The sequence below is a fragment of the Paenibacillus sp. B-A-8 genome, assembly GCF_048572915.1.
Taxonomy (GTDB): domain Bacteria; phylum Bacillota; class Bacilli; order Paenibacillales; family Paenibacillaceae; genus Paenibacillus_AQ.
The window spans coordinates 5,635,664-5,659,342 of record NZ_CP183882.1; the positions used below are offsets into that span (position 1 = coordinate 5,635,664).

At 42.8% G+C, this 23,679-nt stretch carries 21 protein-coding genes; 2 read left to right on the top strand and 19 right to left on the bottom strand.

All coding sequences use genetic code 11. From position 1 onward, the window contains the following. Position 1 precedes the first annotated feature (1 nt). From ACN6MV_RS25360 to ACN6MV_RS25410, 11 genes are all read right to left on the bottom strand, one after another. Positions 2-1,105, bottom strand: a complete 1,104-nt coding sequence (locus ACN6MV_RS25360) for a DgaE family pyridoxal phosphate-dependent ammonia lyase (RefSeq protein ID WP_375103896.1) — start codon at positions 1,103-1,105, stop codon at positions 2-4. Beyond that, positions 1,071-2,183 carry an amidohydrolase/deacetylase family metallohydrolase gene (locus ACN6MV_RS25365; protein ID WP_375103897.1) on the bottom strand — a complete coding sequence of 371 codons (1,113 nt, stop codon included), beginning with the start codon at positions 2,181-2,183 and terminating at the stop codon, positions 1,071-1,073. The genes ACN6MV_RS25360 and ACN6MV_RS25365 overlap by 35 nt, the downstream gene beginning before the upstream one ends. Positions 2,184-2,584: 401 nt before the next feature. Next, on the bottom strand, positions 2,585-3,058 hold the full coding sequence (locus tag ACN6MV_RS25370; RefSeq protein ID WP_419885117.1) for a YhcH/YjgK/YiaL family protein: 474 nt from the start codon (positions 3,056-3,058) through the stop codon (positions 2,585-2,587). A 221-nt stretch (positions 3,059-3,279) separates the two neighbouring features. Further along, entirely contained in the window at positions 3,280-4,134 is an 855-nt protein-coding gene (locus ACN6MV_RS25375) for a MurR/RpiR family transcriptional regulator (RefSeq protein ID WP_042130742.1), read from the bottom strand. 23 nt (positions 4,135-4,157) lie between these two features. Further along, on the bottom strand, positions 4,158-5,030 hold the full coding sequence (locus tag ACN6MV_RS25380; protein WP_042130744.1) for an ROK family protein: 873 nt from the start codon (positions 5,028-5,030) through the stop codon (positions 4,158-4,160). 23 nt (positions 5,031-5,053) lie between these two features. Then, on the bottom strand, positions 5,054-5,743 hold the full coding sequence (locus ACN6MV_RS25385; protein ID WP_042130746.1) for an N-acetylmannosamine-6-phosphate 2-epimerase: 690 nt from the start codon (positions 5,741-5,743) through the stop codon (positions 5,054-5,056). A gap of 24 nt (positions 5,744-5,767) precedes the next feature. Beyond that, complete coding sequence (locus ACN6MV_RS25390; protein WP_081390001.1) at positions 5,768-6,610, bottom strand: carbohydrate ABC transporter permease; 843 nt, start codon at positions 6,608-6,610, stop codon at positions 5,768-5,770. 13 nt (positions 6,611-6,623) lie between these two features. Then, a complete protein-coding gene (locus ACN6MV_RS25395; RefSeq protein WP_042130747.1) occupies positions 6,624-7,499 on the bottom strand; it encodes a carbohydrate ABC transporter permease in 876 nt (291 codons plus the stop codon). Between the two features lie 85 nt (positions 7,500-7,584). Then, positions 7,585-8,991 carry an ABC transporter substrate-binding protein gene (locus ACN6MV_RS25400; RefSeq protein ID WP_419885118.1) on the bottom strand — a complete coding sequence of 469 codons (1,407 nt, stop codon included), beginning with the start codon at positions 8,989-8,991 and terminating at the stop codon, positions 7,585-7,587. Positions 8,992-9,072: 81 nt separating this feature from the next. Beyond that, positions 9,073-9,714 carry an SGNH/GDSL hydrolase family protein gene (locus ACN6MV_RS25405; RefSeq protein WP_375103902.1) on the bottom strand — a complete coding sequence of 214 codons (642 nt, stop codon included), beginning with the start codon at positions 9,712-9,714 and terminating at the stop codon, positions 9,073-9,075. Positions 9,715-9,718: 4 nt separating this feature from the next. Further along, complete coding sequence (locus tag ACN6MV_RS25410) at positions 9,719-10,630, bottom strand: dihydrodipicolinate synthase family protein (RefSeq protein ID WP_339287902.1); 912 nt, start codon at positions 10,628-10,630, stop codon at positions 9,719-9,721. Between the two features lie 530 nt (positions 10,631-11,160). On the opposite strand from ACN6MV_RS25410, the gene ACN6MV_RS25415 reads away from it, so the two are divergent. After that, positions 11,161-11,346: a hypothetical protein gene (locus ACN6MV_RS25415; RefSeq protein WP_042130754.1), complete on the top strand. Its 186-nt coding sequence runs from the start codon at positions 11,161-11,163 to the stop codon at positions 11,344-11,346. A 218-nt stretch (positions 11,347-11,564) separates the two neighbouring features. Here the strand turns inward: ACN6MV_RS25415 and ACN6MV_RS25420 are convergent, their stop codons facing one another. The 8 genes from ACN6MV_RS25420 to ACN6MV_RS25455 all read right to left on the bottom strand — a co-directional run bounded on the left by ACN6MV_RS25420 (position 11,565) and on the right by ACN6MV_RS25455 (position 22,020). Beyond that, positions 11,565-12,848 carry a Gfo/Idh/MocA family protein gene (locus tag ACN6MV_RS25420; RefSeq protein WP_419885119.1) on the bottom strand — a complete coding sequence of 428 codons (1,284 nt, stop codon included), beginning with the start codon at positions 12,846-12,848 and terminating at the stop codon, positions 11,565-11,567. 92 nt (positions 12,849-12,940) lie between these two features. Then, positions 12,941-14,623: a response regulator transcription factor gene (locus ACN6MV_RS25425; protein WP_419885120.1), complete on the bottom strand. Its 1,683-nt coding sequence runs from the start codon at positions 14,621-14,623 to the stop codon at positions 12,941-12,943. Positions 14,624-14,636: 13 nt separating this feature from the next. Then, a complete protein-coding gene (locus ACN6MV_RS25430; RefSeq protein ID WP_076120808.1) occupies positions 14,637-16,370 on the bottom strand; it encodes a sensor histidine kinase in 1,734 nt (577 codons plus the stop codon). Between the two features lie 45 nt (positions 16,371-16,415). Continuing rightward, positions 16,416-17,300 (bottom strand): carbohydrate ABC transporter permease, encoded by an 885-nt coding sequence (locus ACN6MV_RS25435; protein WP_042130759.1) that lies wholly within the window; start codon positions 17,298-17,300, stop codon positions 16,416-16,418. A 34-nt stretch (positions 17,301-17,334) separates the two neighbouring features. Beyond that, the gene (locus ACN6MV_RS25440) at positions 17,335-18,240 is read right to left on the bottom strand and encodes an ABC transporter permease (protein ID WP_197069713.1); all 906 of its coding nucleotides are present in this window, start codon (positions 18,238-18,240) and stop codon (positions 17,335-17,337) included. A gap of 89 nt (positions 18,241-18,329) precedes the next feature. Beyond that, entirely contained in the window at positions 18,330-19,994 is a 1,665-nt protein-coding gene (locus ACN6MV_RS25445; protein ID WP_419885121.1) for an extracellular solute-binding protein, read from the bottom strand. A 302-nt stretch (positions 19,995-20,296) separates the two neighbouring features. After that, positions 20,297-21,226: a phosphotransferase gene (locus ACN6MV_RS25450; RefSeq protein ID WP_419886816.1), complete on the bottom strand. Its 930-nt coding sequence runs from the start codon at positions 21,224-21,226 to the stop codon at positions 20,297-20,299. 245 nt (positions 21,227-21,471) lie between these two features. Beyond that, a complete protein-coding gene (locus ACN6MV_RS25455; protein ID WP_419885122.1) occupies positions 21,472-22,020 on the bottom strand; it encodes a pyridoxamine 5'-phosphate oxidase family protein in 549 nt (182 codons plus the stop codon). 171 nt (positions 22,021-22,191) lie between these two features. On the opposite strand from ACN6MV_RS25455, the gene ACN6MV_RS25460 reads away from it, so the two are divergent. Next, a complete protein-coding gene (locus ACN6MV_RS25460) occupies positions 22,192-23,622 on the top strand; it encodes a PLP-dependent aminotransferase family protein (protein WP_339287911.1) in 1,431 nt (476 codons plus the stop codon). Positions 23,623-23,679 lie beyond the last annotated feature (57 nt).

The following is a 23,679-nucleotide window of genomic DNA, read 5'->3' on the forward strand; positions in this document are numbered from 1 at the left end:
CTTATTGTCCCCCTATTAATTTACGAATACTGTCTACAATCACGAGCAGATCATCCCCCAGAAGCGGCCGTGGGTCAATATCGAAATATCCCTGCTTCACTCCATAGTCGCGGGTATAGATCGCAACCTCGCCTTGCTGCAACCCCTCTACCAATTCCTTCGCCGTAATACCGGCCTGCTGTGGATCCACCTGAACTCGGCCGCGATAGATGGCACGTCCCGCCTCATCCTGCACAATGGTTACACGAATACCAGGAAGATCATTCAGCACCATCAGTGCCTGCAAAGACGCTTGCTCGATGTCACTTCTGTCTTCCTTCACCATGTATTCCTCCAAAGCTTGCAGCAGACCAAAGGTTGTTTCTTTACCCACTTTCATACTGCGTCCTATTCCATACAATTGGACCTTAACCCATTCCACATAACTACGTTTACCGGCAATGATTCCGGAAGTAGGCCCTTCAATGGCCTTGGACCCACTATAAATCGCCAGGTCAGAGCATTTCACATATTTACAGAGGTCTTCTTCCGCTGCAGCATCAACGATTAGCGGCACCCCTTTACGCTTGGCGATCTCCCATGCTTCTTCAACAGACAACATATTTTTCTGCACCGCATGGTGGGACTTCACATACAGAATAGCAGCAGTCTGCTCACCAATAGCGTCCTCTATATGTTCAGCCCGGCCTTCATTCGCATAGCCTACCTCAATTAGTTTACCTCCACCTAGATAGACCATCGTTTCCACCGGAGCTCCGTACTGTACATTATGACCCTTTAGAATGATGATTTCATTGCGCGGAATGACCTCTTGGTGCAGACGTTCACTGCGGCGGCGGTTACCTTGGGTCACTAGCGCCGCAACGGACAACGCAATACCACTGGAGGCTGAGTTGACGATAATCGCTGCTTCAGCACCGAGAATACGCGCCGTGTAATCTCCGGCTTTATCTACCAAATCCGCTATTTCTACGTAATTCTGTCCACCTTGCTTCATCGCATTCATCACAGTATCAGTAGGAGCCGACACCCCCAGAATGCTCATTCGACCGCTAGCATTAATTACGCGTTTAAGCCCGTATTTCGCATTTAATGAATTCCCCACCTATAACCACTCCTTTTGCGTGAATTACTTTATCCGCCACTCTTTCTTCCCCTTCAGAATCAATAAGTACAGTAGGTTCATGCTGCAAGGTGAACAGGGTCAGGTTAGCAGGATCACCTACCTGTATTCGGCCTAGCTCCGGTCTGCCCAGCCATTCTGCCGCATTTGAAGTAACCGCTGCCATAATCTCATCCAGAGCATAGCCCAAACATAGAAACTTGGAAAGTACATTAGACATGCTAAAGACAGGTCCCTTCATCCGGTTCACTCGATAGATATCCGTGCTAATCGTATTCAGTCCTATGCCGTTACGTTTAGCAGCCTCAGCTACCTTAAAAGAGAAACTTGCTGTTCCATGCCCCACATCTAGATGAACTCCTCGTTCGATAGCCTCAGTCAGTACTTGAAGCGGCTGACCGTCTGCAGCAAACAAATTATTCTCTTTTCCGTTGAGATAATGGGTAACAATATCCTTTTGCTGCAAAAGAGGCATAACCTCTCTGATATCTGGCGGTGCTGAACCGATATGTACCATTAAGGGCAGCCCTGTCTCCAATGATAGGCTTCGTGCAATATGCAGCGGCTCAATTCCGCTAGGCCCGACAACGCTCTTGCTGATCCTAGCCTTTAATCCTACGATCATCTTCCCGTAAGTTCGGACAGACTCCAAAACCTTCTCCTTATCAATCCATTCCAAGTTGGATAACTCATCAATTCTTAGTAGTCCAATCCGCGAGATATTCAAGAACGCCAGCACATTCGTCTTAGCTAGAGATGCGTCCTGAACCAGATCACCTATCCGATCCGCCCCACAGCTACCGGCATCTACTAGAGTTGTCACCCCTTGCCGGACACCGATCTCATCAATCTCATCGCCATACGGATCAAATTCGCGAAAAGCATGCACATGCATATCAATCCAACCACTGGATACGTATGCACCTGAGCCTTCCCACATCTGCCCCCCACGACCCTCATCTGCCGGAGTGATCTCAGCGATTCTTCCATTCTCGATTACAATGTCGATCTCTTCTCCGCTAACTCGTTTCACCTGACGAAGCACGTATCTTTCATCCATTGTTCTCACCTTTTTCCATATAACATTATAATGTTTAAAATACCACGAATAGTACAGGAAGTAAATATAACGTTATAATGTTTATGGATAAAAATAGACGGGACTGTCACAAAATTAGAGCAGCCTACTTATGTGAAGAATTCTTTTTGAGAGTAATTAGGGAAAATCTCCCTGATTATAGCCGATGATTGCTTTAAATGAAAAAAATTAGGGAATTCCTCCCTAAAAATCGGGGTAATATCTATATTCACCACCGAATCAGATAAATTAGAGGGAGATTTTCCCTAATTATCTATCAGTTTGGCCATCTCTTGCCCACAATCTACTGAGGTAAGCTGCAAATGACCGAAAACGCAGAGCAGCGATCCTCCAATACAAAGGAGAATCGCTGCTTTCTTAATCTATGAATTTAATAACCCTACATGTATCTTAATAACAGCCTTCTTAATCTTCATACCCGGTTGACCCATCCCAGGTCTGTGTACATCATGCGGGAAAAAGACAGCGAACATACCCGGCTTCAAAGTTAACAAAATTTCTTCAGTTGAGGGAGGATAAAGCGCATAATCTGCATCGGCATCGTAAGGCTTAGTAGCCTCGATCCCTTCTTGCAGGGGGGACCAACCGATCGTTTCTTCACCTTCGATCAGATAATGCACATCAATATAAGCCTCATGCTTTTCAGCAACCTGTTCCTCCAGCGACTTCGCCTCAAGCGCCATAATCGAAACATAGATCTCGTTCCCGCGGATCTCGATTCGCCCGAGATCCGGTTCGTGTTGTAAGATGACTTTCAATTCCTCAATAGCCTCTACAATGACTGAATTCTCATATCTGCTATGCTCTTCCCAAGATGACAATGAACCTAAGATCATAATGTCTCATTCTCCCCACATCTCAATTATCTTACAGAGGTTGTTCAAAAAGTCCGCTTTTGACCACGAAGTAGCCTAAGAAGCTTACTCGACATCGAATATTGAATTCAGGCGAATCTTCCGGTGCTCACGTAGCTTCCACTTCCACTACGCTACGTTCCTCAGTTTCTACCTTCATCCAATCTTCTCGGTGCTGAAAACCATACTTTTTGAGCTCGCACTTATAGGAGCTTTTCACTAACTGCCGCAGCAGTTGTTTCTTTATTGATAATGGACTGCTCGCTAGTCTTTTTGAAATATTCCACATATAAAATATCCAGCAGATAGAGCTGTGAGATCTTAGCAGATAATGAACCGCCCTGCAGAGGGCCCTCATTAGCACCACATAGTAAGGTTAGATCCGAATACGATGTTAAAGGTGACTTTTCAAATCTCGTAATGGACACCACTTTAGCGCCTCGTTCCTTCGCCTTTCTTGCGACCTCAATACTATCCTTCGTTGAGCCGGAATAAGAAATGATTACAGCGACGTCTCGCTCAGACATTAGCGCTGCTGACATCATCTGAAGATGTGAGTCCATCAAACATTCTGTTTTGTTTGTAATGCGCATAAATTTAATTTTGGCTTCCATTGCCGTGATTAGAGAAGAGCCAACGCCGAAGAATAATACACGTTCAGCGTTAATCATATAATCAATAGCTTCATTGATCTTCTTTATATCAATTAAATTATAGGTCTCGTTCAGTGCACTTACATTTGTGGTCAGCACTTTGGAAGCCACTGCTTCAGTCGTGTCGTCCATTAGAATTTGATCCGTAAGCTGCGGGATCTCATTCTCCACAGTGATACTATGAGCTAGTGCAATCTTGAACTCTTGGTACCCTTTATAACTTAAAGATTTGCAAAATCGAAAGATACTTGATTCCCCTACATCGCACGCATCTGCAAGATCAGTAATGGACATGTAGACAACACTTCTCGTGTTCTCCAGGACGTAGTCCGCTACCTTCTTCTCCGTATTCGTCAAATTATTGTACTTGGAATGAATAGAAGTAAAAATACTGATTGTTCGCAAATAAGCCCCTCCTTTACAATGGTTTAATATGCGAATAAAGAGGAAGCTCCTAGCAAGCCTGCCTTATTCCCAAGTGAGGCCTTAACAATTCTTACACCTGCAAAACTCTCCATAATTAAAGACTTTGTCCGTTCTTCTACCCTTTGAACTAAATCTTCTTGCTCCATAACACCACCCCCAATGATTATAGCGGATGGATTAAAAATATGAATAATAGAGGCTAAGCCCGCAGACACCTCAGTTATCCAAGAATCCAAGATCTGTTTCAGAGCTTCGTCCCCGTTGTGTATTTTATCAAAAAGAACCTTCCCGTCTACACATTCGGGATCTGCCTGCTGAGCCATCTTGACTAAAGCGGTGGTTGAAGCATACTTTTCATAAAAAGGCAGTCCCTCCACCGCATCTGACAATGGATGTGTAAGGATATGGCCAAATTCGGCCGCCACTCCATCTGCTCCTTTATAGATTTGGCGGTTCATTACAATTGCACCGCCGATGCCCGTGCCAAACGTCAAGCATAAGAAATTGTTAAAGTTCTGGGCAGCACCATAATGAGCTTCACCTAATGCTGCTGAATTCACATCGTTCTCTACCATAACAGGTTTATGAAAATGATTTGTTACAATTTCCTTAATCTTCATCCCTGTATATCTAGGTATATTTTCGTTAGCATAGACAATAAATCCTTCTTCAGCATTGACTTGACCAGCCGTGCTTATAGCGATGGCATCAAAATCATCATATTCTGCAATTTTCACAAGCAATCTTGCGACTACATGCGGACCGCCCAAATCACTTTCTGTTGCATACTCTTTAAAATTATCAACATTCCCATACTCATCGCAAATACACATTTTGGTGTTGGTACCGCCAATATCTACGGCTACAATTCTCATTCCCATCTACCCTCTCTGGCATTCTACTGAATAGCGCTCACAAACCTTTTTGTAATCTCCATTGGTCTTGTAATCGCTGAGCCAACTACCGCTGAATAGACCCCTAAATCAAACATCGTCTTCAGTTCTTCGGGCGTAGAAACGCCACCTTCAGCTATCACAGGCACAGAGAAGTTGCTTACGATTTGTTTGACTAGCTCGAAGTCTGGGAGTGAACGGTCTTTAGTGTATGCTGTATATCCGCTTAAGGTCGTTCCCACAAGATCAAATCCCAGCTCGACAGCTTTAGCCGCTTCTTCAAATGTAGAGCAGTCTGCCATAAACAGCTGATCTTTGTAGGTCTCTCTTATGTTAGGAAATAGTTCTGAAATGGTAGATCCATCTGGTCTAATTCGGTCCGTCGCATCCATAGCAATGATATCTACGCCTTCGCGGTAAAGCTCATCTACTTCCTTCAGGGTTGGTGTTATAAATACTTCTGAACCTTCATATACCCTCTTGATGATCCCGATGATGGGTAGATTCACTGTTTTCTTGATTTCTTGAATATCAGCTACGCTATTAGCCCGAATGCCGGAGGCACCGCCCAAGTATGCTGCATATGCCATTCTCCCCATAATAAACGGACTATGCAGTGGTTCTTCGGGTAAGGCTTGACTAGAGACGACTAGTTTATGTTTTATCTTTTTAAGTACATTATTTTCAGTATTCATCAGTAACCCACTCCACTTTTTTATTTATTCTTTAACTGCTCCTGCAGTAATCCCATTGGTGAAGAACCGTTGGAATAACATGAACACTAGCAACATCGGAATTGCAGCAATGGTGGCTCCGGCCATTTTATATGCGAAATTAGGATTCAAATCCTGCATTAAGGTCGCAGTACCAACCATTAATGTTTTCATTTTGTTCTCTTGGCCTATAACCAGCTGCCACAAGTAATCATTCCAGACTTGCACGAAATTCAGAATAAATAAGGCTCCAATACCAGGTTTAATAATTGGCACCATGATGCGAGTAAAGATTCTCCATTCATTTGCACCATCTATTCTCCCAGCTTCTCTTAAAGCGTTAGGCGTTAAATCGAAGAATCCTTTTAACAGGAACACTCCAAATGCACCCGCGACGTTCGGCCAAATCATACCGTTATAGGAATTCACCATTCCAAATTGCTGTGTAATCCGGAATAAAGGCACAATCATAATTTCTTTAGGGATCATCAAGCTCGATATGAAGATAATGAAGATGATATCTTTACCTTTAAAATTGATCTTTGAGAAAGCATAAGCTGCCATAGCGCCTACAATAATAACGATAATCGTAGATACACCTGAGACATAAATACTATTAAACGTCCATCTCAAAGCCGGTTGGTTCTGAAACACATCTACATAGTTGGAGAATGTAATCGATTTAGGCCACCAGTCTGGAGGCATCTTCACAACATCTGAACTGTTCTTGAGCGAGCTTGTGAATAACCAATACAATGGAAAAAGATTAAGGAGCGCGAAGAGGACAATGATAACATTCGATATCACATCAAACTTCTCTCTCTTCTTCTTGTTTCTAATTTTCGACATGTTGTATTCCCCCTCACTTCACCTTAATCATGCTTCGCAGCTGAGGCACAGATAATAATAATGTAATCACGAACATGATAACGCCTACCGCAGAAGCTACACCGAGTTGATTGTACTTAAATGCATTATTGTAAAGGTAGTACATCAAGGTTACCGATGAGTTGTTCGGTCCGCCGCCGGTTAATAGCTGGATGACTACAAATATTTTTAGAACAGCAATAATATTGATAATCGTAATATAGGTCGTTGTAGGTCCTACAGAAGGAATGAGGATCTTCGAAATCACTTGCCATCTGCTTGCACCGTCGATTTCTGCTGCTTCAAAAAGCTCTTTAGATACACCAATCATCGAAGCTATATACAGAATAATGGCTTGGCCTACGTTCGTTGCGAAGGTCACAAAGATAACCACCGGCAAAACCGTCTTTGGATTTCCTAGAAGATTGATCGTCCCAAAACCCATATCTTTATAGATAAAAGAAATAAGTCCGTTAGCGGGATTCAACAGGAAGCTCCACACCATACTCATAACAACCATGGATACCATGACCGGAATATAATAGCTTCCTCTTATAAAGGAGACGTACTTAGCGTTCTTATCAAATACAGCCGAGGCAACGAATAGTGCAAAGCCCACGGTAAGTAGAACGATAAAGACTACGAATATAATCGTATTAAAGGTAGCTTTAAAGAATACCGGATCATTAAACAATGTGGTGTAGTTAGCCAGACCCACAAACTTCTCACTATCATAATTAATTTGGTATAAACTCAGGCGCATCCCTTCTAAGATCGGATAGACAAGAAAGGCTAAGAATACTATCATCTGAGGTAAAATAAACAGATAACCTGTAATATTCTCTTTTAGGTAATTACTACGTAGTTTCATATCGTTTACCTTTCTAATTAACAGCCCTTGGAGCCTCTTCAGACTCTAAAGGCTGTTAATCGTTTATTGTTTACCTGTTCTTAGATTATTGGAAAATGACAGAGCTAGCTTTATTCGTATCAATCACTTTATTACCATTGGTCTGATAATCTTGTACAAACTGTTCTGGTGTCTTTGCTCCCATGTAAAGCGCCTGCAGATCAGGGTACAAAACTTCTCTTAATTGGCTATATCCTGGAACGTTACCCGTGAAGTTGAACAAATATTTTGAATTGGCGTCATAAGCAGCAAAGAGTGGATTCTCTGACTTCAGTTCTTCGGCCACCGAGCTTCTCACAGGGATACCATTCTTAGAGGATTTAACTAATTCAGGATCACTTGAAAAGAACTTCACGAAATCTTTAGCGACTTCAGTCTTCTTCGCATCTTTGGACTTAAATACACTAGCACCCACTACATAAGTAAAGGATAGAGGATCTCCGCTTTCAGACGGAATATTAGCAAGACGCATATCAAATTTAGGAGAAGTGCCGGATTCCATATTTGCTTTTGAGCCATTGAACAAGATTGGATTGGTGAAACTGATCGCTAGCTGCTGATTCTGGAACATGGCATTGGCGTCATTGGAGGATACAGATTCTGCACCTGGATTTGTATATCCACCGTCATATAGTTTTTTCAACCATGTAGCAGCTTTAACACCATTCGCATCATTCAGAATAATGTTTCCTTGATCGTCAAAGAACTTATTGCCGAACATTCTTAAGTATGCAAGGTTCCAAGTATCTCCTTGGTTATTCACAGCGTACAGTGCCATTGGATAAGCATTAGAATATTTATCCTTCGGAAGATCATTTTTCAGACCGTCCAAGATTTGTTGATATTCATCCAAGTTCCAAGTCTTAATTTCGGACTCTCCACCGATGAACTTTTCTAAACCAGCCGCTTTAAACATGTCTGCGTTATAGACCAAAGTACCTGGATTATGTTGGAATGGATAGAAGTACACATCTTTTCCGAACGTTACTGCATCCCAGTAATTTTGTGCGATATCACTTTTTGCGTTATCATCGATGATGTCTGTCAAAGGCTCCAACGCACCACGGTGAACATAATCGCCCATAGGGAATACGCTTTCAAAGAAGACATTCGGCGGCGTACCTCCGCTCAAGTTAACATTGAGGAGTTGGTCGCGCTGATCCCCGGCAATGACTTCGACTTGAATGTCAGCATCATATTTGTCGTATTGCGCTTTGAACTTCTCAGCAGCGGCTTTAAGGAAACTATCATAGTCAGCACCGCTTTCGGTTGCATCCACAACACCCTTCCACTGAGGGGTCAGCCATACTTTAATTGCCACTTTTTCCTTGCCTGATGTAGAAGCATTATCGGATTTATTAGAGCTTGCTGCATTGTTACCAGAACATCCTGAAATTATTGAAATAATTACCATTAATGCAACCATTGTCGAGAGTAAACGTTTCTTCTTCATTAATAATCCTCCCTAAAAGTTTTGTTAGTATTATTTTTTCTGAATCGCTTCGTGTTTTATAAGCCAGTCCAGAAACAAATCCTAATCTAAAATCCGTTTGACATGATTTTGCACCAGATCAGCCATGTTTCGATGTCCTTGTATATCAAGATGCATGTAGTCAATTTCATTCATCGATACATATTCTCTGGAATCCATAAAGTGGATATCTGTGCCCTTAAGCAACGCTGCAAGATGCTGCGATAGCTCCATAGATTTCTCGCTACAATTACTTCCCATCGGCTTACCAATGGGAGTATGGATATACTCTGCCCCAATAGGGGGAGGAGCGATCACAAGCACTTCTGGAGCTTTTCCCGCGTGTCCTGCCCCGCTCCCTTTAGCTTTAAGAGCAAGTCTAACGATACCTTGAGCGATGTTATATGAAGTGAGTGCAAATCTTTCTTTCGTATCATTCGTTCCAAGCATGATCACAACCAAGTCAAGCGGTGCATGTGACATGAGGCATGGATAGAGGTAAGAAATTCCGGCTAACCCTTCAAATAACGGATCCTCACTGACACTGGTTCTACCGGGAAGCCCTTCTTCTATGACACGATAAGAGTTGCCCAGTTCTGTATCCAGAAGTCCTGTCCAACGGATTTCATCCGTAAACCTTTGGTCAGTCTCTGCGTCGTAGCCCCAAGTATTGGAATCGCCAAAGCATACGATCGTTCTCTTCATTGCATTAACCACAATATTTTTCGATCGCTTGATCAATCAATTTCATAATGTCTGCGATTGGACCAGCATCTTCAGCGGCTATCCCTTCAAGTGGTGCTCTTACACTACCAACGTTTACGCCTCTTAATCTCAGAACCTCTTTAATTTCCGCATACATAGAACCCTTGAGGGAACAAAGCGCGATGATGATATCGTTGATATCACTTTGAAGTTGTCCTGCTTCCTCAAACTTGCCGGCAAGAACAAATTTATTAGCTTGCAAGAACAGCTCCGGCATAACAGCATAAGTGCCACCAATACCTGCATCAGCTCCCATAATTCTTCCCGCAACATATTGTTCATCCGGTCCATTAAATACCACTACATCTTTTCCGCCCACTCTTTTGAAGCGTTCAATATCCATAGGTGGCATAGAAGAATTCTTAACACCGATAACCTTTTTATTAGCAAGCAGTTTCTCGAATAAAGCTGGGGTTAGTGTATATCCCGTAGTCTGAGGGATGTTGTAAATGATGAACGGTAGAGGAGTTGCCTCCATAATATCGCTCCAATATTTAGTTACTGCACTATCTGGTAATTTAAAATATATAGGGGGAATTGCGGATAGTGCATCATATCCTAAGCTCGCCGCATGTTTTGCTAATTCGATACTATCTCTTGTAGAAGGCGCACCTACATGAGCGATCAGCGTCATTTTACCTTTCAAGTTGTTAGCTACGTAGCTAAGTACCGCTTTGCGTTCGTCCAGACTCTGGTAGATACATTCTCCAGAACTGCCTCCCACATAAACACCTTGAACACCTTTTTCAAATAAATAATCACATAAGGCATGCGTACGGGATTCAGAAATATTCCCTTGATCGTCATAGCAAGCATAGAAGGCAGGTATAATTCCGTGGAACTTGGTTAGTGTCATTGTTTATTAATCCCCCTTAAGATGTGAGCGGTTTCTGTTCTACATATTCAAGATATCACTTAAATTTAATTCTGTAAATTATTTTCTCTATTTTTTATAAAATAAAATTTATTTCCACCAGAAAACGTTTATTAATAGAAAAACATTTTCTTTTAAGTGAACTTTCTCAAAAATAAGATCTTATTCCCTTTATATAAATAGATTATCGTACTATATATGCGGCCCTAGTTATTATCAGAGTATCACTATCTGCAGCTTAAAAGTCAGTTTTCCTATTTGGTGCTTATTGGATATTAAGTATATCTTTTATGGATAATGTTCTATTTATTTGATCCCGCCAAAAATGTCCTTATCCGGGAGACACTTCTCTTTCAACGGCATACAAAACCTAATTAACACACAATGTTCACTAATAAAACTGTGTTTTTACGGTGGACATATCTTTAAAAAACTAATATCTATGTTATAATGAAAGCGTAATCAAAACAATATAAAATATATTGTTTCTTCGCCAAAGGAGGCTGGAGGAAATGCTAGCAGGTCTTAAGGAACTTAAAAATTGGGTAACGGAAAATTGGAATCCAACGATGAATTCAGGTAATGAGGATTATCAAAAAATGGAATATTCCGTGCAACGTCATTTGCACACTCCAAGATCCCCAAAACCACTTACCTATGAAGAAGAAGCTCGTATCAAGACAGTTAAATTCCATTAATCTCACTACATTTAGATACAGATTGACCCTATAATAGAATCTTGTCCTAAGGCCGCCAGATCCGGAAGTCATTCCAGTAGAGCGGTCTTTTATTATGTCTTGAGATTATGCAACGAATAACCTTTTCCATATTGACTCAATTACTTGAATCAAATCCATACCAAAAAACCTCCCTCTCCATGACAGCATCCCATCACTTCGAAAGAGGCTTCCTAGCATCATTTTATCTTATACGACATTTCTTCTTTTTTCTGCAAGTCCGAAAGCTTGACCGTCTGACCTGCGTTCAATCTCGAATGTTCCGACGCGAATGCGATCAAATGGCTCTGCAGGGATGCCGTCGCCGAGGTCAAGCCTTGCGATGGATTGCTGTCAAATTGACGCACAATCCGCAGGAATGAGCTCACCATACGGTCATCGCCGCCTCCATGACCATCGCCTTCCACATTGCAGCCAATCTCAACCTTCTCACCCGATACATAGCGGTACAGCGTGAAGGATCCTTTGTCCATATCCCCGATGATCTCGCCTTGTGTTCCCATAATTTGAACCCGACGTGTGCCGCTCTGTGTCAGCCCTGACATGATGAACGATGCATTCGCTCCGTTCTCGAACTCCATGTTGACTACCTGGTGATCCACGACATTATTATCGCAGCGATACACGCAGCGACCCCACGGTCCTTCCTTAAGCGCCTTCAAGATCCCCTCTTGCGACAAATCATTCGTCATATAGCGTGCCCAAGGGTGTTCCGGAGGCTGAATATATATTTTCATCGCCGAGAAGGCGCATTCCTTCTCAACCTCACAGCCGTTGATACAGCGATCCGCGGAGCCTTCCGGAGCGTTCTCCGCCCTGAAATGCAGTAATGATCCGTACGAGCTCACGCTTGTACACGGTTGATTCATAAGCCATGAGATGAGATCCAGATCATGGCATGATTTGGCCAGGATCATGGGACTCGTCTCCTCCGAATTGCGCCAATTCCCGCGGACATAACTGTGTGTCATATGCAGGTAGCCCACATTTTCGGTTAATTGAATCGTACCTATCGTTCCGAGTTCACCGTCTTCGATGCATTTTTTGATCCCAGACCAGAACGGGGAATATCGCAGGACATGGGTTACTACGAGCAGTCGCTTATACCGAAGCGAAGCTTGCTCCAATTCGATGCATTCTTCCATGGAAGGAGACATCGGCTTCTCTAGCATGACATGATAGCCTAGCTCCATCGCTTTCATCGCTGGAATATAATGCATCCGATCGAGCGTAGCAATTATCATCACGTCCGCAATTTGTCCCTGATCGAATACTTTCTCCCAAGAATTGTAGACATGCTCTGGGGCAATTCTATGAATTTCTGCAAATCGATTTCTACGTTCATCATCCGGCTCAGCTACGGCAACAATCTTTAATTCATTCGGGAACTTCTCCGCGTAGGGCCCATAAATATATCTCCCTCGACTGCCAGCGCCAAGTAATACAGCTGTTAATGTTCTCAAGACTACTCCTCCTCTTGCGCACCTAATGTACTTCCATTGTAAGGCGGTAGGAACGGAGGCAAAAGAGATCGTTACTGACATTTCATATACATTTATTGACCTTGATTCTGTATATGGGTCCTTGTCATACGGAAATCTTGCGGCGTTGTTTCGTTCTGCTTCTTGAAGAAGCGAATAAATGCAAGCGCTGAGTTGTACCCCAGGGCAGCAGCAATTTCATTCACTTTCATCGATGTGTTGAGCAGCATATTTTTTGCGATCAGATTACGATAGTCGTTCACATATTTAGATAACCCTATTCCAGTGATTTGCTTATAAAGCCGGGACAAATACGATGGATTCAAGCTCACGTAATCAGCCAGCGCATTTAAGGAAATATCAGTGGAAATATGTTCTTCAATATATCGATGTACCTTATTCACGACCTCTGTCGGCAATTGCGTACCCCGCAGCGCATTCCATTCGAAGAAGCACTCCGCCATTTGCGAGAAGTATTGAATCAGCTCCGACCATGATGCGGAATCTCCATAGCGATATAACTTATCCAGATCCATCAGCGTATTGATGTAATCCCGAATTTCCCGATTCTTATGGATATAGAACAGAAAAATAGCTGAAAGCGAATGATACAGTTCGATCTTCCGCTCATTCGGCGACTCCTTATCATTCCAAATGAACGTTAGTTCAGCATACAGCTTGTTGAATTGCTCCCGATGATTATTCTCGAGACAAGACATCAGCAATTGAACACGGGCGTGATAGAAGGCATCGTGGTAGTTCCCACTCAGATCACCGTTCACTTCTCTTTGAATGTCTTTATCGGTCAATATGACCTCATTAAATAATCCATGTCCTTGTACCAGGCCGTATTTGATCGAGTGAAACCGATCAGATATGTTATCCCATGTCGTTGCTTCACTTCCAAGAAGGAAAGAAACCGATAAACTCAGCAACCTCTTGCAATTTCCCTGCACGGTCTCCAGAATACCGCTCGTATACCGATGAGCTCTGATCCAATCCTGATCCCCATATTCGGTAGACGATCCATCCGGGATTTTCGGTTGAATCATCCAGACGATTTTGGATAACTCGAATACAACGGAATAACATCTGACCTGCATGGACAAATACTCATCGCAAATGTTCTGTACGGCGTAAGTCAACAACGCTTTATCCGGCGTCGTGAACATTTCTTTCCATGCGTCTACCCTGCCTATGAGCAAGTAAACCGGCAATGTCGCATCAAGCCGGATATCGATTTCTTTGAACGCCTGCTTTAATTGGCTATCCGATACATGCTTGCCTTGAAAGAGCTCCCACACATACTCTTTTTGCAGGGAGGGCAATGCCAGTCTCATTTTGGATTGCGCTCTAGCGATCATCTGTTCTTGGTTATTTTCTTCTTCAATTTTCTCAATCGCCCGTTCTACGGACTGAATAATTTTCTCATCACTTTCGACCTTCAGAATATAATCGAACCCACCGTACGTAATTGCGCTCTTTGCATAATGAAAATCATTGTATCCTGTTAAGAAAATAACTTTGCAGGCCGGCCACTGGGATTTGATTTCCCGAAGCAGCTCAATCCCTTCCAGTCCAGGCATCTTAATGTCGGAAATCACGATATCAATACGATGATGAGACAGTACCTCCAGTGCTTCTTCACCTGAATACGCCTTCATAACCTCGAGTTGCAAATGATCGGTCTCATCGAATAGCTCCAGAAGACCATCGACAATAATGGGAAGATCATCGACGATTAGCAGTCGGTACATGCTGATTCCTCCTCTAGTTCGTGCTCAGATTGATTCTTACTTGAAGTCCACCAAGAGCAGAACGTGACACGGTAATGCCATATTCCTCACCGTACCGCAGCTGTATTCTGCGATGCACATTTATGATTCCGGTTGTTTCCTCCATCCGAATCGTGGATTGACGCAGTCGCTTCTGAAGCTGTTCGATCTCCGCATCGGAGATGCTTCGGCCATTATCTTCGACATAGATGGAGAATACATCGCCCACCCGCTCACAATGAACCCATAGCTCACCCTGCTGAATCATATTGCCCAAGGCATGCTTATAAGCATTTTCGATGATCGGCTGCAGAATCAGCCTCGGCACAAAGAGATCGGGAACATCACCTTCGAACTTGACTTGAATACGATCTCCGTAACATATGGTTTGCATGTCTACATACGTGCGAGAATGATTGACCTCCAGCCCCAGCGGAATATCATCCTCGTCATCGCGAGTAATAAACTGAAAATATTGTCCGATGTACAGGCAGAATTGATAAGCCTTTTCCTTCTGATTCTCAGATTTAATTAACCGGCACAATACAAAAAAACAATTATATAAAAAATGAGGATTAATTTGCGATTGCAATCGTTTCAGCTCGGAACGCTGGTTCCTGATTTGCTGCTCGTAATTTTCCTCGATTAGTGTTTTCAAGGATCGGATCGTATTATTAAAAGCTTGGTACAAATACCCGAACTCATCAGCTCCACGATCGATCACGATCGGTTCCAGCCTATTCTGCTGAACGCGCCGAAAGGAATGCACAAGTTTCATTAATGGCCGATAGATAAATCGTAATAGAAAGTAGGAGAAGAAAACGACAATACCCACAGCTAGCGCGCAAGCCCACCAGAACAATGTTCGATAGATCTCAAGAGAACCCAAAATCGTCTCTTCGGGAATGCACATAATCGAATAGGAATTCCAGAGACTGGAGTATTTATATACCGTAAGAAACCGCTTACTATTATACATAATCGTTTCGTATCCTTCGTTTTTTTGCAATTCCCGCTTATCTGCAGCGAAGGATTTCATTTGTTCCAGCAGTTCCGGATCCATGTTACTCTCGATCTCCCAACCACGTTCCAGATTGAGCAATACGCTCTGCCCACCACGCGAGCTGCCAATTTGAGATAACGTTTCTCTGATTTTGGTAGTCGATAATTCAACCGCTACGATATAAATCGGATTTTTAACGGTATTAATGGGATATTGCATGGAAATAAATAATCGATCGTTCCAATAAATGAAAGGTTCTTCGTATAATCTCTTGTTTTGCTGCATAGAAGCATATTCCTGCTTATTCACCGAGGTTTCAAATTTATTGCTAAGAATCGTTCGGTCGATAAGAGGGATATACGCCCTTGCTTCTTGAATAAATGGACTTGAGTTCTTCATCAATTCAAGCCGTCTTTGGATATCTAATATTTTTTGCGCACGATCGTAATAACTCATGTAATTGCCTGTAGTTGCAATTTCCATCAAGTCTTTGTCCATCACATAGTTCGGCAAATAACGGCTGATCCGGTCTGCTTCCTTGTCCAGTGAATCCAGATAGAAGCGAGTCGTATTTAGAATAGACTCGGAAATTTCACTCCGAATATTGTCCGAACCCTTCTCATTAATCAACCAGGTAATCGCCATGAGCGGAAACAAGGCTGCCAGAAAGGCAGCCATTATTTTCTGGAATATAGAGGAATCTTTAATCAAGAATCGGATTTTCATCGTTTGTTCTCCTGCAATGCAATGTCTTAGTTTGAGTGCCCTATTTTATTCTTTGACACTCCCCATCACAATTCCTTTAATGAAGAACCGCTGCAAGAACGGATACACGATTAGAATCGGAAATGCTGCTACGAAAATTTGAGCGGCTCTGCTTGTACGATCGGACAATTTGAGCATTAATTCTGCCCTCTCAGGTTTAATAAAGCGGAAATCCATTTTGATAATGATCGTCTGCAGAAAGGTCTGCAGCGGATAATTCTCGGGATGATTCATGTAAATCATACCGTCAAACCAGCTATTCCAATGCCCCACCATGGTGAAAAGACCTGTCGTTGCCAATGCCGGCAACGATAGCGGCACATATATTTTCCATAAGGTAGTAAATTGACCCGCCCCATCGAGCAGCGAAGATTCCTCAAGTTCTTTGGGCAGACTGCGATAGAAATTCAGCAGCAGAATAACGTTGAACACCGTGACCGCTCCTGGCAGCACCAAAGCCCAGATTGTATCGAGCATTCCAAGGTTCTTCACGGTTAAATAGTTTGGAATAAGCCCGCCACTGAATAAAATCGTGAATACGAAGAACCATGAATAGAAGGTCCGCAGCCGAAATTGGCGAGAATCTTTGGATAATGGATAGGCCGTGATAATCGTCAGGAACATGCTGATTGTCGTTCCCATAAGGACCCGCTGAATCGATACCCAGAATGCACGTAAATATTCAGGTTTTCCAAATACGTTAGCATAAGCAGCCGTTGTGAATTCAACTGGCCACAGGATGACTTTTCCGGCGGATGCTGCCTGCCCGGAGCTAAACGAGAGCGCCAAAATATGAATAATAGGCATGAGGCATAACAAAGATACGGATGCCAGAGAAATGAAATTACATATCAAAAACAATTTCCTTCCGAATGATCTGTTAGTACGCACGATGTATCTCCCTTCTAAATTACCGACGATTGCATTAGAAAATGCGGTAATTCGCTACACGATAGGCTAAGATATAGGACATAGATACGAATACGAAAGAGATGACTGATTTCAGTAGTCCTACGGCCGTAGCGAAACCGAACTGTGCTTGCTCAATCCCCATACGATATACGAAGGTATCGATAATATCCGCGCTCTCATAGACCGGAGGACTGTATAGATTGAAGATTTGATCAAATCCGGCATTCAGTACATTCCCGATACTAAGCGTAAACATGAGAACGATAATAGGAAGCATCCCCGGCAGCGTCACATGTAACGTCTGCTTAAAGCGTCCTGCGCCGTCGATCTCCGCTGCCTCGTACAGTGACGGATTAATACCGGTAAGCGCAGCCAGATAGACAATCGTACCAAATCCGAACTCTTTCCATACATCCGATATGACCATGACATAAGGAAACCATTTATTGTCTCCCAGGAAAAAAACAGGGTCGATACCAAACAAGCCAAGCACTTGATTGAGAATACCGGAAGATGGAGACAAAACATCGATTAGAATACCGCTTAACAAGACCCATGATAGAAAATGCGGCAAGTACACGAGCGTCTGGAAGGTCCGTTTGACCCATTCTTTCCGCAGCTCATTCAGCAGTATCGCTATGGTGACCGGAACGACCATGCCTGCTACAATTTTCATCACCGCAATGTATACTGTATTGAAGAATATCCGGCCGATATCGGGGTAATCCATCAGTAACTGAAAGTTTTTAAGACCAATAAATGGTGAGCCGAACAACCCTTTATTCGGTACGTATTTCTGAAAGGCCATCGTAATGCCGGCCATCGGGATATAACTGAAGATGAGGACCAATACGATCCCAGGAACCAACATCAAGTGAAGCGGCCACTCCCTTTTCCACATACGCGTTAATACATTCATGCCATCCACCTCGCTATAGGACTAAAAAATAAGAACTAGATTAAAGAAAAGAGAGGTCGTTTGTGTCCAACCCCTCGATTCTCCTGCTATCATTGTTTGTTAGTCGCGTACCATTCATTGACTTCTTTGGTCATTTCGTCGTCGCCAAGCTTTTTCCACTCTTCCACGAATTTATCGAATTCATCCACGGATACTTGATTCATCATAATCTTGAAGTATACTTCATCCCGCTTCTTCTTCAGGATTTCTTGTCGATCTGCCATGGTTGGAGTCGGTGCGCCGTAGAATTTGTTCTGTAAGTATTGTTTATTGTTCTGAATTTCAGGAACAAGTGAATATGCGCCTTTTGGACCTGAAATCAGATATTCCCACCACATGTTAATATCGGTACCGTCAACATACTTCATGGCACGCTCGTAACGAGTTTTTTGATCTTTCGTCTCCAAAATGCTCTCGTCTTTGTTCTCGATCGCTTTTGGCAATATTTCACCGTTATTATCCTTTTGTTTACCAACACGAAGCGGGCTTAGAAGCCAGTAGTTGTTGCCTTTCTCCTTCAGGTCTTTACCATACTCATACACTTTCTGTTCTGGCGTCGGATGATTATCCACGACAATCCAATGGTTCAGCAATTTAATAACGCCTTCCGGATGCTTCGCTTGCTTGGAGATAACATAATATTCGTCAACACCCAAACCTATCTGCGATAGTGCAGGTTCGCTATCCACCGATGGAATCGGGAATACGCCCCACTCTTGTACGACTTTACCATCCTTTACTGCGCCTTTAGCGAGCTGAGCCGGTACCCAAGACTGGCCGTATACGATACCTGCGTTGTTGTTATAGAGGAGCTCTGCTGCTTTCTCCACATCTTTAACGACGAACTCAGGATCAATTAATCCTTTCTTGAACATTTCCTGCAGCGCCTTAAGTGCGTCTTTCACTTGAGGCTGAATGTCACTGTTGACCAAATTGCCATTTCCGTCTTCCATCCAAAGATTTTCATAAGCATGGTAACTATTCAAGAATGCTATTAGTCCTGTAACAGCTGTGGACTGGTTGTTAAATGGATCTTTGCTAATTACAATTCCATACGGTTTCCCAGTGCCGCCTGGATCTTTTGTTTTGAACGCTTCGGCGATCGTCAAGAGATCTGCCATCGTCTTCGGTTCCGGCAGGTTCAATTTCTTCAGCCAGTCCGTGCGTACATAGAGGAACTGATACTGGTACGGATTATAAGAACTTGGAATCCCCATGAGTTTACCGTCGAAAGTGGCGGTCTTCAGTTGCATTCCGCCATCCATCGACAAGAATTTCTTCGTCTCATCCGTCGCATTCTTGTCATATACGTCCGTGATATCCATAATCATATCCGCTTCGGTCAGCTCTTTCAGCTGTGTAGCATTAACCTTCATGAAGTCCGGAAGATCATTGGAGGCGATGGACATCTTCACTTTTTCCTTGAATTGAACGTCATCGGCGGACACCCATTTATTCGTGAGCTTCACACCGATATCTTTCTCATACGCATCATAGACCGAGTTCTTCTCGAAGCTTTCGCCCTCATCGAATTTGAGATACTGATCGCTTGCCGAAACTGTTGAAACTTCAATCACTTCATTTTTTTGTTCCACAGGTGTCTCAGGCTGCTTCTCAGGCTGCTTCTCCCCTTCATTTGTGGTTTTGCCGCATGCCGTGATAGTTAAACTTAGGATCAATGCGACGATCAGAAGTATTTTACTTTTTTTCTTCATATTACCCCTCCACATTGTCTCAAAATAGGTCGTGCATCTACTTCATGCAGCTTCTCTTCCTAGTTCTAGTATAGGAAAGGGAGTGATCCCCATCTATATACTAGTCTTTACTTTCGTATACACCTCTTGACTACCGTCAGGCTTGCCCCTAGAACGCACAAGAGAGGGGGAGTCTCCCCTAGGTTAGGTTGACTCCCCCTTCGCTTCGTTGAAACGTTACCGTGTAACAACTCAAATATTCAGCTCCCACGATATTTGACAAGAGCTGATGCGCCGCTTCTTGCTTCATTTTCAATTCTTCATCATTTTTCGATAAACCTAAGCGCACGTTCAGATTGATATTCAGCTAGACCTTTTGCGAATTGTTGATCGGGAAATCCTCTATGCTGTAGCTTTAAACCCGCTGAAGTTAATGATATATGGTGATGCAATTGATAAAATAACAGCCTATCCGGATCAAGCTTATCGTTCTTAAGATACCGATAGAAATCTCCAAATCGCATCTCCAAAAAACTATGCTCATGCTCAATATCAAAAAACATGGCCCCTTCGATATCGATCAAAAAGGGTTCCAGCTTATCATTAACCAATACATGGTCAGGACCCATTTCCCCGTGAATAAATCCGTACTGCTGTCTGGGCTTAATTCTTGATTCTAACTCATGCAACTTGTCGAGCAGTTTACTTTGATTAGACCCGATCTTTTCTATATATTGAGAGGCATAAGCTAGCTGTACTTTCGCATTTTCCATTTGTAAGAAATGACATTGTTCTGAGATGATCTCGTTAGCATTCACTTTCCCAAAGATACGCCTTTCGTTGGTATGCATAGTAGTAAGCATGTCCCCTAGCCGCTGAAACACTTTATCTTGAACACGTAAATCAGCATGATGAAAATAGTCTTCTGCCTTACGTCCATCTATATATTCAACGAGCGCATAATCAAATGGGTAACGATCTTTTTCCTTATTTAGATCATAAAGTGCAGGGGTCTGAATTCCATGTTGTATTAAGAACTTATTGTTTAATTCAAATAAGTCACTTCCATAGGATCGTTCATTTATATCTTCATTGGCTTTTTCTTCTTCAAAATAATTCATGGAAAGATCCCACACATACAAAACGCAGGAAAATCCATTACTGCACTCCATCTTGTAGACCACCTTTTGTGCGCCACCATGCATTCGCGAAACAGAAGTAACTAAATAACTGCTGCCAAAAACCCGTCCAATATAATCCTGCAAATCAGCCTGATCGAGATGACAAGTAACGTTCATTTACAACACTCCATTTATTAGGTTTTGCCGGCTTCACAATAGTAAATAAAATCCAGCCAAAAGTATAGACTTTTTCTTTATGATCAATTATCATATTGAATTAGGTCTTGAAAAAAATAAGCATACAAAAAGCCTTTGGATTTGATTCCAAAAGGCTTTTTTTTTGATGAAATTTCTAACGAAACCAGCATATCTTGTGGTTAAACTTGACGTTCATTATCCATGCTCTTTTTATACATTTTTTCCGCTTCAATAGGACTCTCTTTTGCCGTCATATGGCTCGGAATGACCCGATAAACTTGAACCGGACCGCCGAATACAGCTGATCTATACTTCTCCACATGCTGCTTGGACAAGGGGCGATTATAGTAACCCGGTACATATTTATTCATCATTTCCTGAAGTACATGAGTGGCTTCATCCAAATCTGTGATCGGTTCTGCTTGTCCGAATATCATTACGCTCATATAAGCTGTATCCGTTTTCGCAGGTACCGGATCCGTAATGGTTCCGTATTCCTCACATACCGTAAAACACACCTCTGAATTATCACTCATCACCTGATTACGCCTTCCATCTCCAGCCCCGTGAAAATAGAGTTTCCCTTCAGTCCATACATAATTAAGTGGTACAACATAGGGGAGATTGCCATCAACCAACCCAAGATAACCCAATCTCGCTTGCTTAAGGAACCTTTCAATCTTCTCTTGATCCAGGCATTCCCTGCTCTTGTAACGAACCGAATTCATATTGATATCTCTCCTTTAACTCTAGCGTGCGGCAACGACCAAATTGCGAATACCAGCGTTGTTACGGTAGTATATCAATGTATGGATTGCATTAAAATATCCAAAAATCACCATTTAGAGCAATCCATAATTAATATTATTATGATAGGCTTCTATTTGGAGGTGTGTACGATGATGAAAGTAATTCGTAATGATAAGAGACCGATCTGGCAGCAATTGCTTGATCAAGCGATTCATAATATTACTAGCGGAGTCTGGGCGCCAGGAGAATTACTAATACCTACCCGCGAACTAGCTCACATCGTAGGTGTCTCACGCTCAACTATACAGATCGTCTATGAGGAATTGTTAAGTCGAGGTTATACAGTTACCTCTCGCCGAGGAGGAACGCGAGTTAGTAAATGGAAGCAATTCAATGTTTCAACGAAGGAAATAGAAACAGGGGGTCCCACACCTCCTTCACTCTCCTTGTTAGACTCAGCTGTTGATCATTTACATGACTGGTTCAGAGGTAAAGAACAGCTAGAAGTGGATATTGATTTCAGTCCTCATGAACCCTATTTGGATGAACAATTTCAAAAAAGCTGGCGGCAATCGCTGCTACACGCATCTGCTGAAATGGATTTATCAAGCTGGGCTTACGGTAATTGCTACGGTTACACACCATTACGTGAGCAAATACAGCGTTATTTATCCCTTGAACGGGGCATACATATCCAAACCAATCAGATTCTGTTGACCTCAGGAGCTCAACATAGTATCGACTTAATCGCACAGTCGCTTTTAGCTGATGGGGACAGAGTTTCAGTAGAAGATCCCGGTTTCCCAGCTGCTTGGATGGCGATGAAATATCGAAGAATGAATGTGGTACCTGTTCCCGTTGATGAGTATGGTCTAGTGGTGGAGCATATTCATCCTCAATCCAAACTGGTCTTTGCCACCCCTTCACACCAGTGCGCAGTAGGGGTTGTTATGTCGGAGCCCCGCCGGCAGCAATTGCTGCATAAAGCGGTTCAAGAACGATTTTGGATCATTGAAGACGATTACGACAGTGAATTCCGGTATCGTGGGGAGCCGCTGCCAACGTTGTTTAGTCAGGCATCCAATAATACTTTGTATCTCATGAGTTTCTCTAAAATGATTGCTCCTGGCATTCGTATTTCAGCTATTATAGGTTCAGTCGAGGCAATCGCTCAACTAGCGAAGGTACAGGAGCTGACTTACCGTCATCTTCCGATTATGGATCAGCTAACACTAACCCATTTCATTAAAAATGGTCATTTTATGCGGCATATGAGAAGAGTCAGAAATGTATATCGAAGAAGACACGAAGTCATGACAAAAGCTATTATGGCTAGTGGTTTAGGGGAGCGTTTTACACTCAGTGGAGTAGAAACAGGATTGCATATGTTACTTGAGGCTGAGGAATCATACGACGAAGAAACTGTGACAAATTTAGCCCTACAACATGGAATACGTGTTTACCCTCTTGGACCCTATTGTCTGGATAGCAAAAGAAAGGGATGGGTATTGGGGTTTGCAAAAGTAGATGAAGCATCCATTGAGCGGGGGATACATTGCCTTGCGGAGATAATCCTATAAAATCATTTCCGTGAATCCCTTGGTTACGCCTTCATTTTAAGATACTTGGCTTATGCA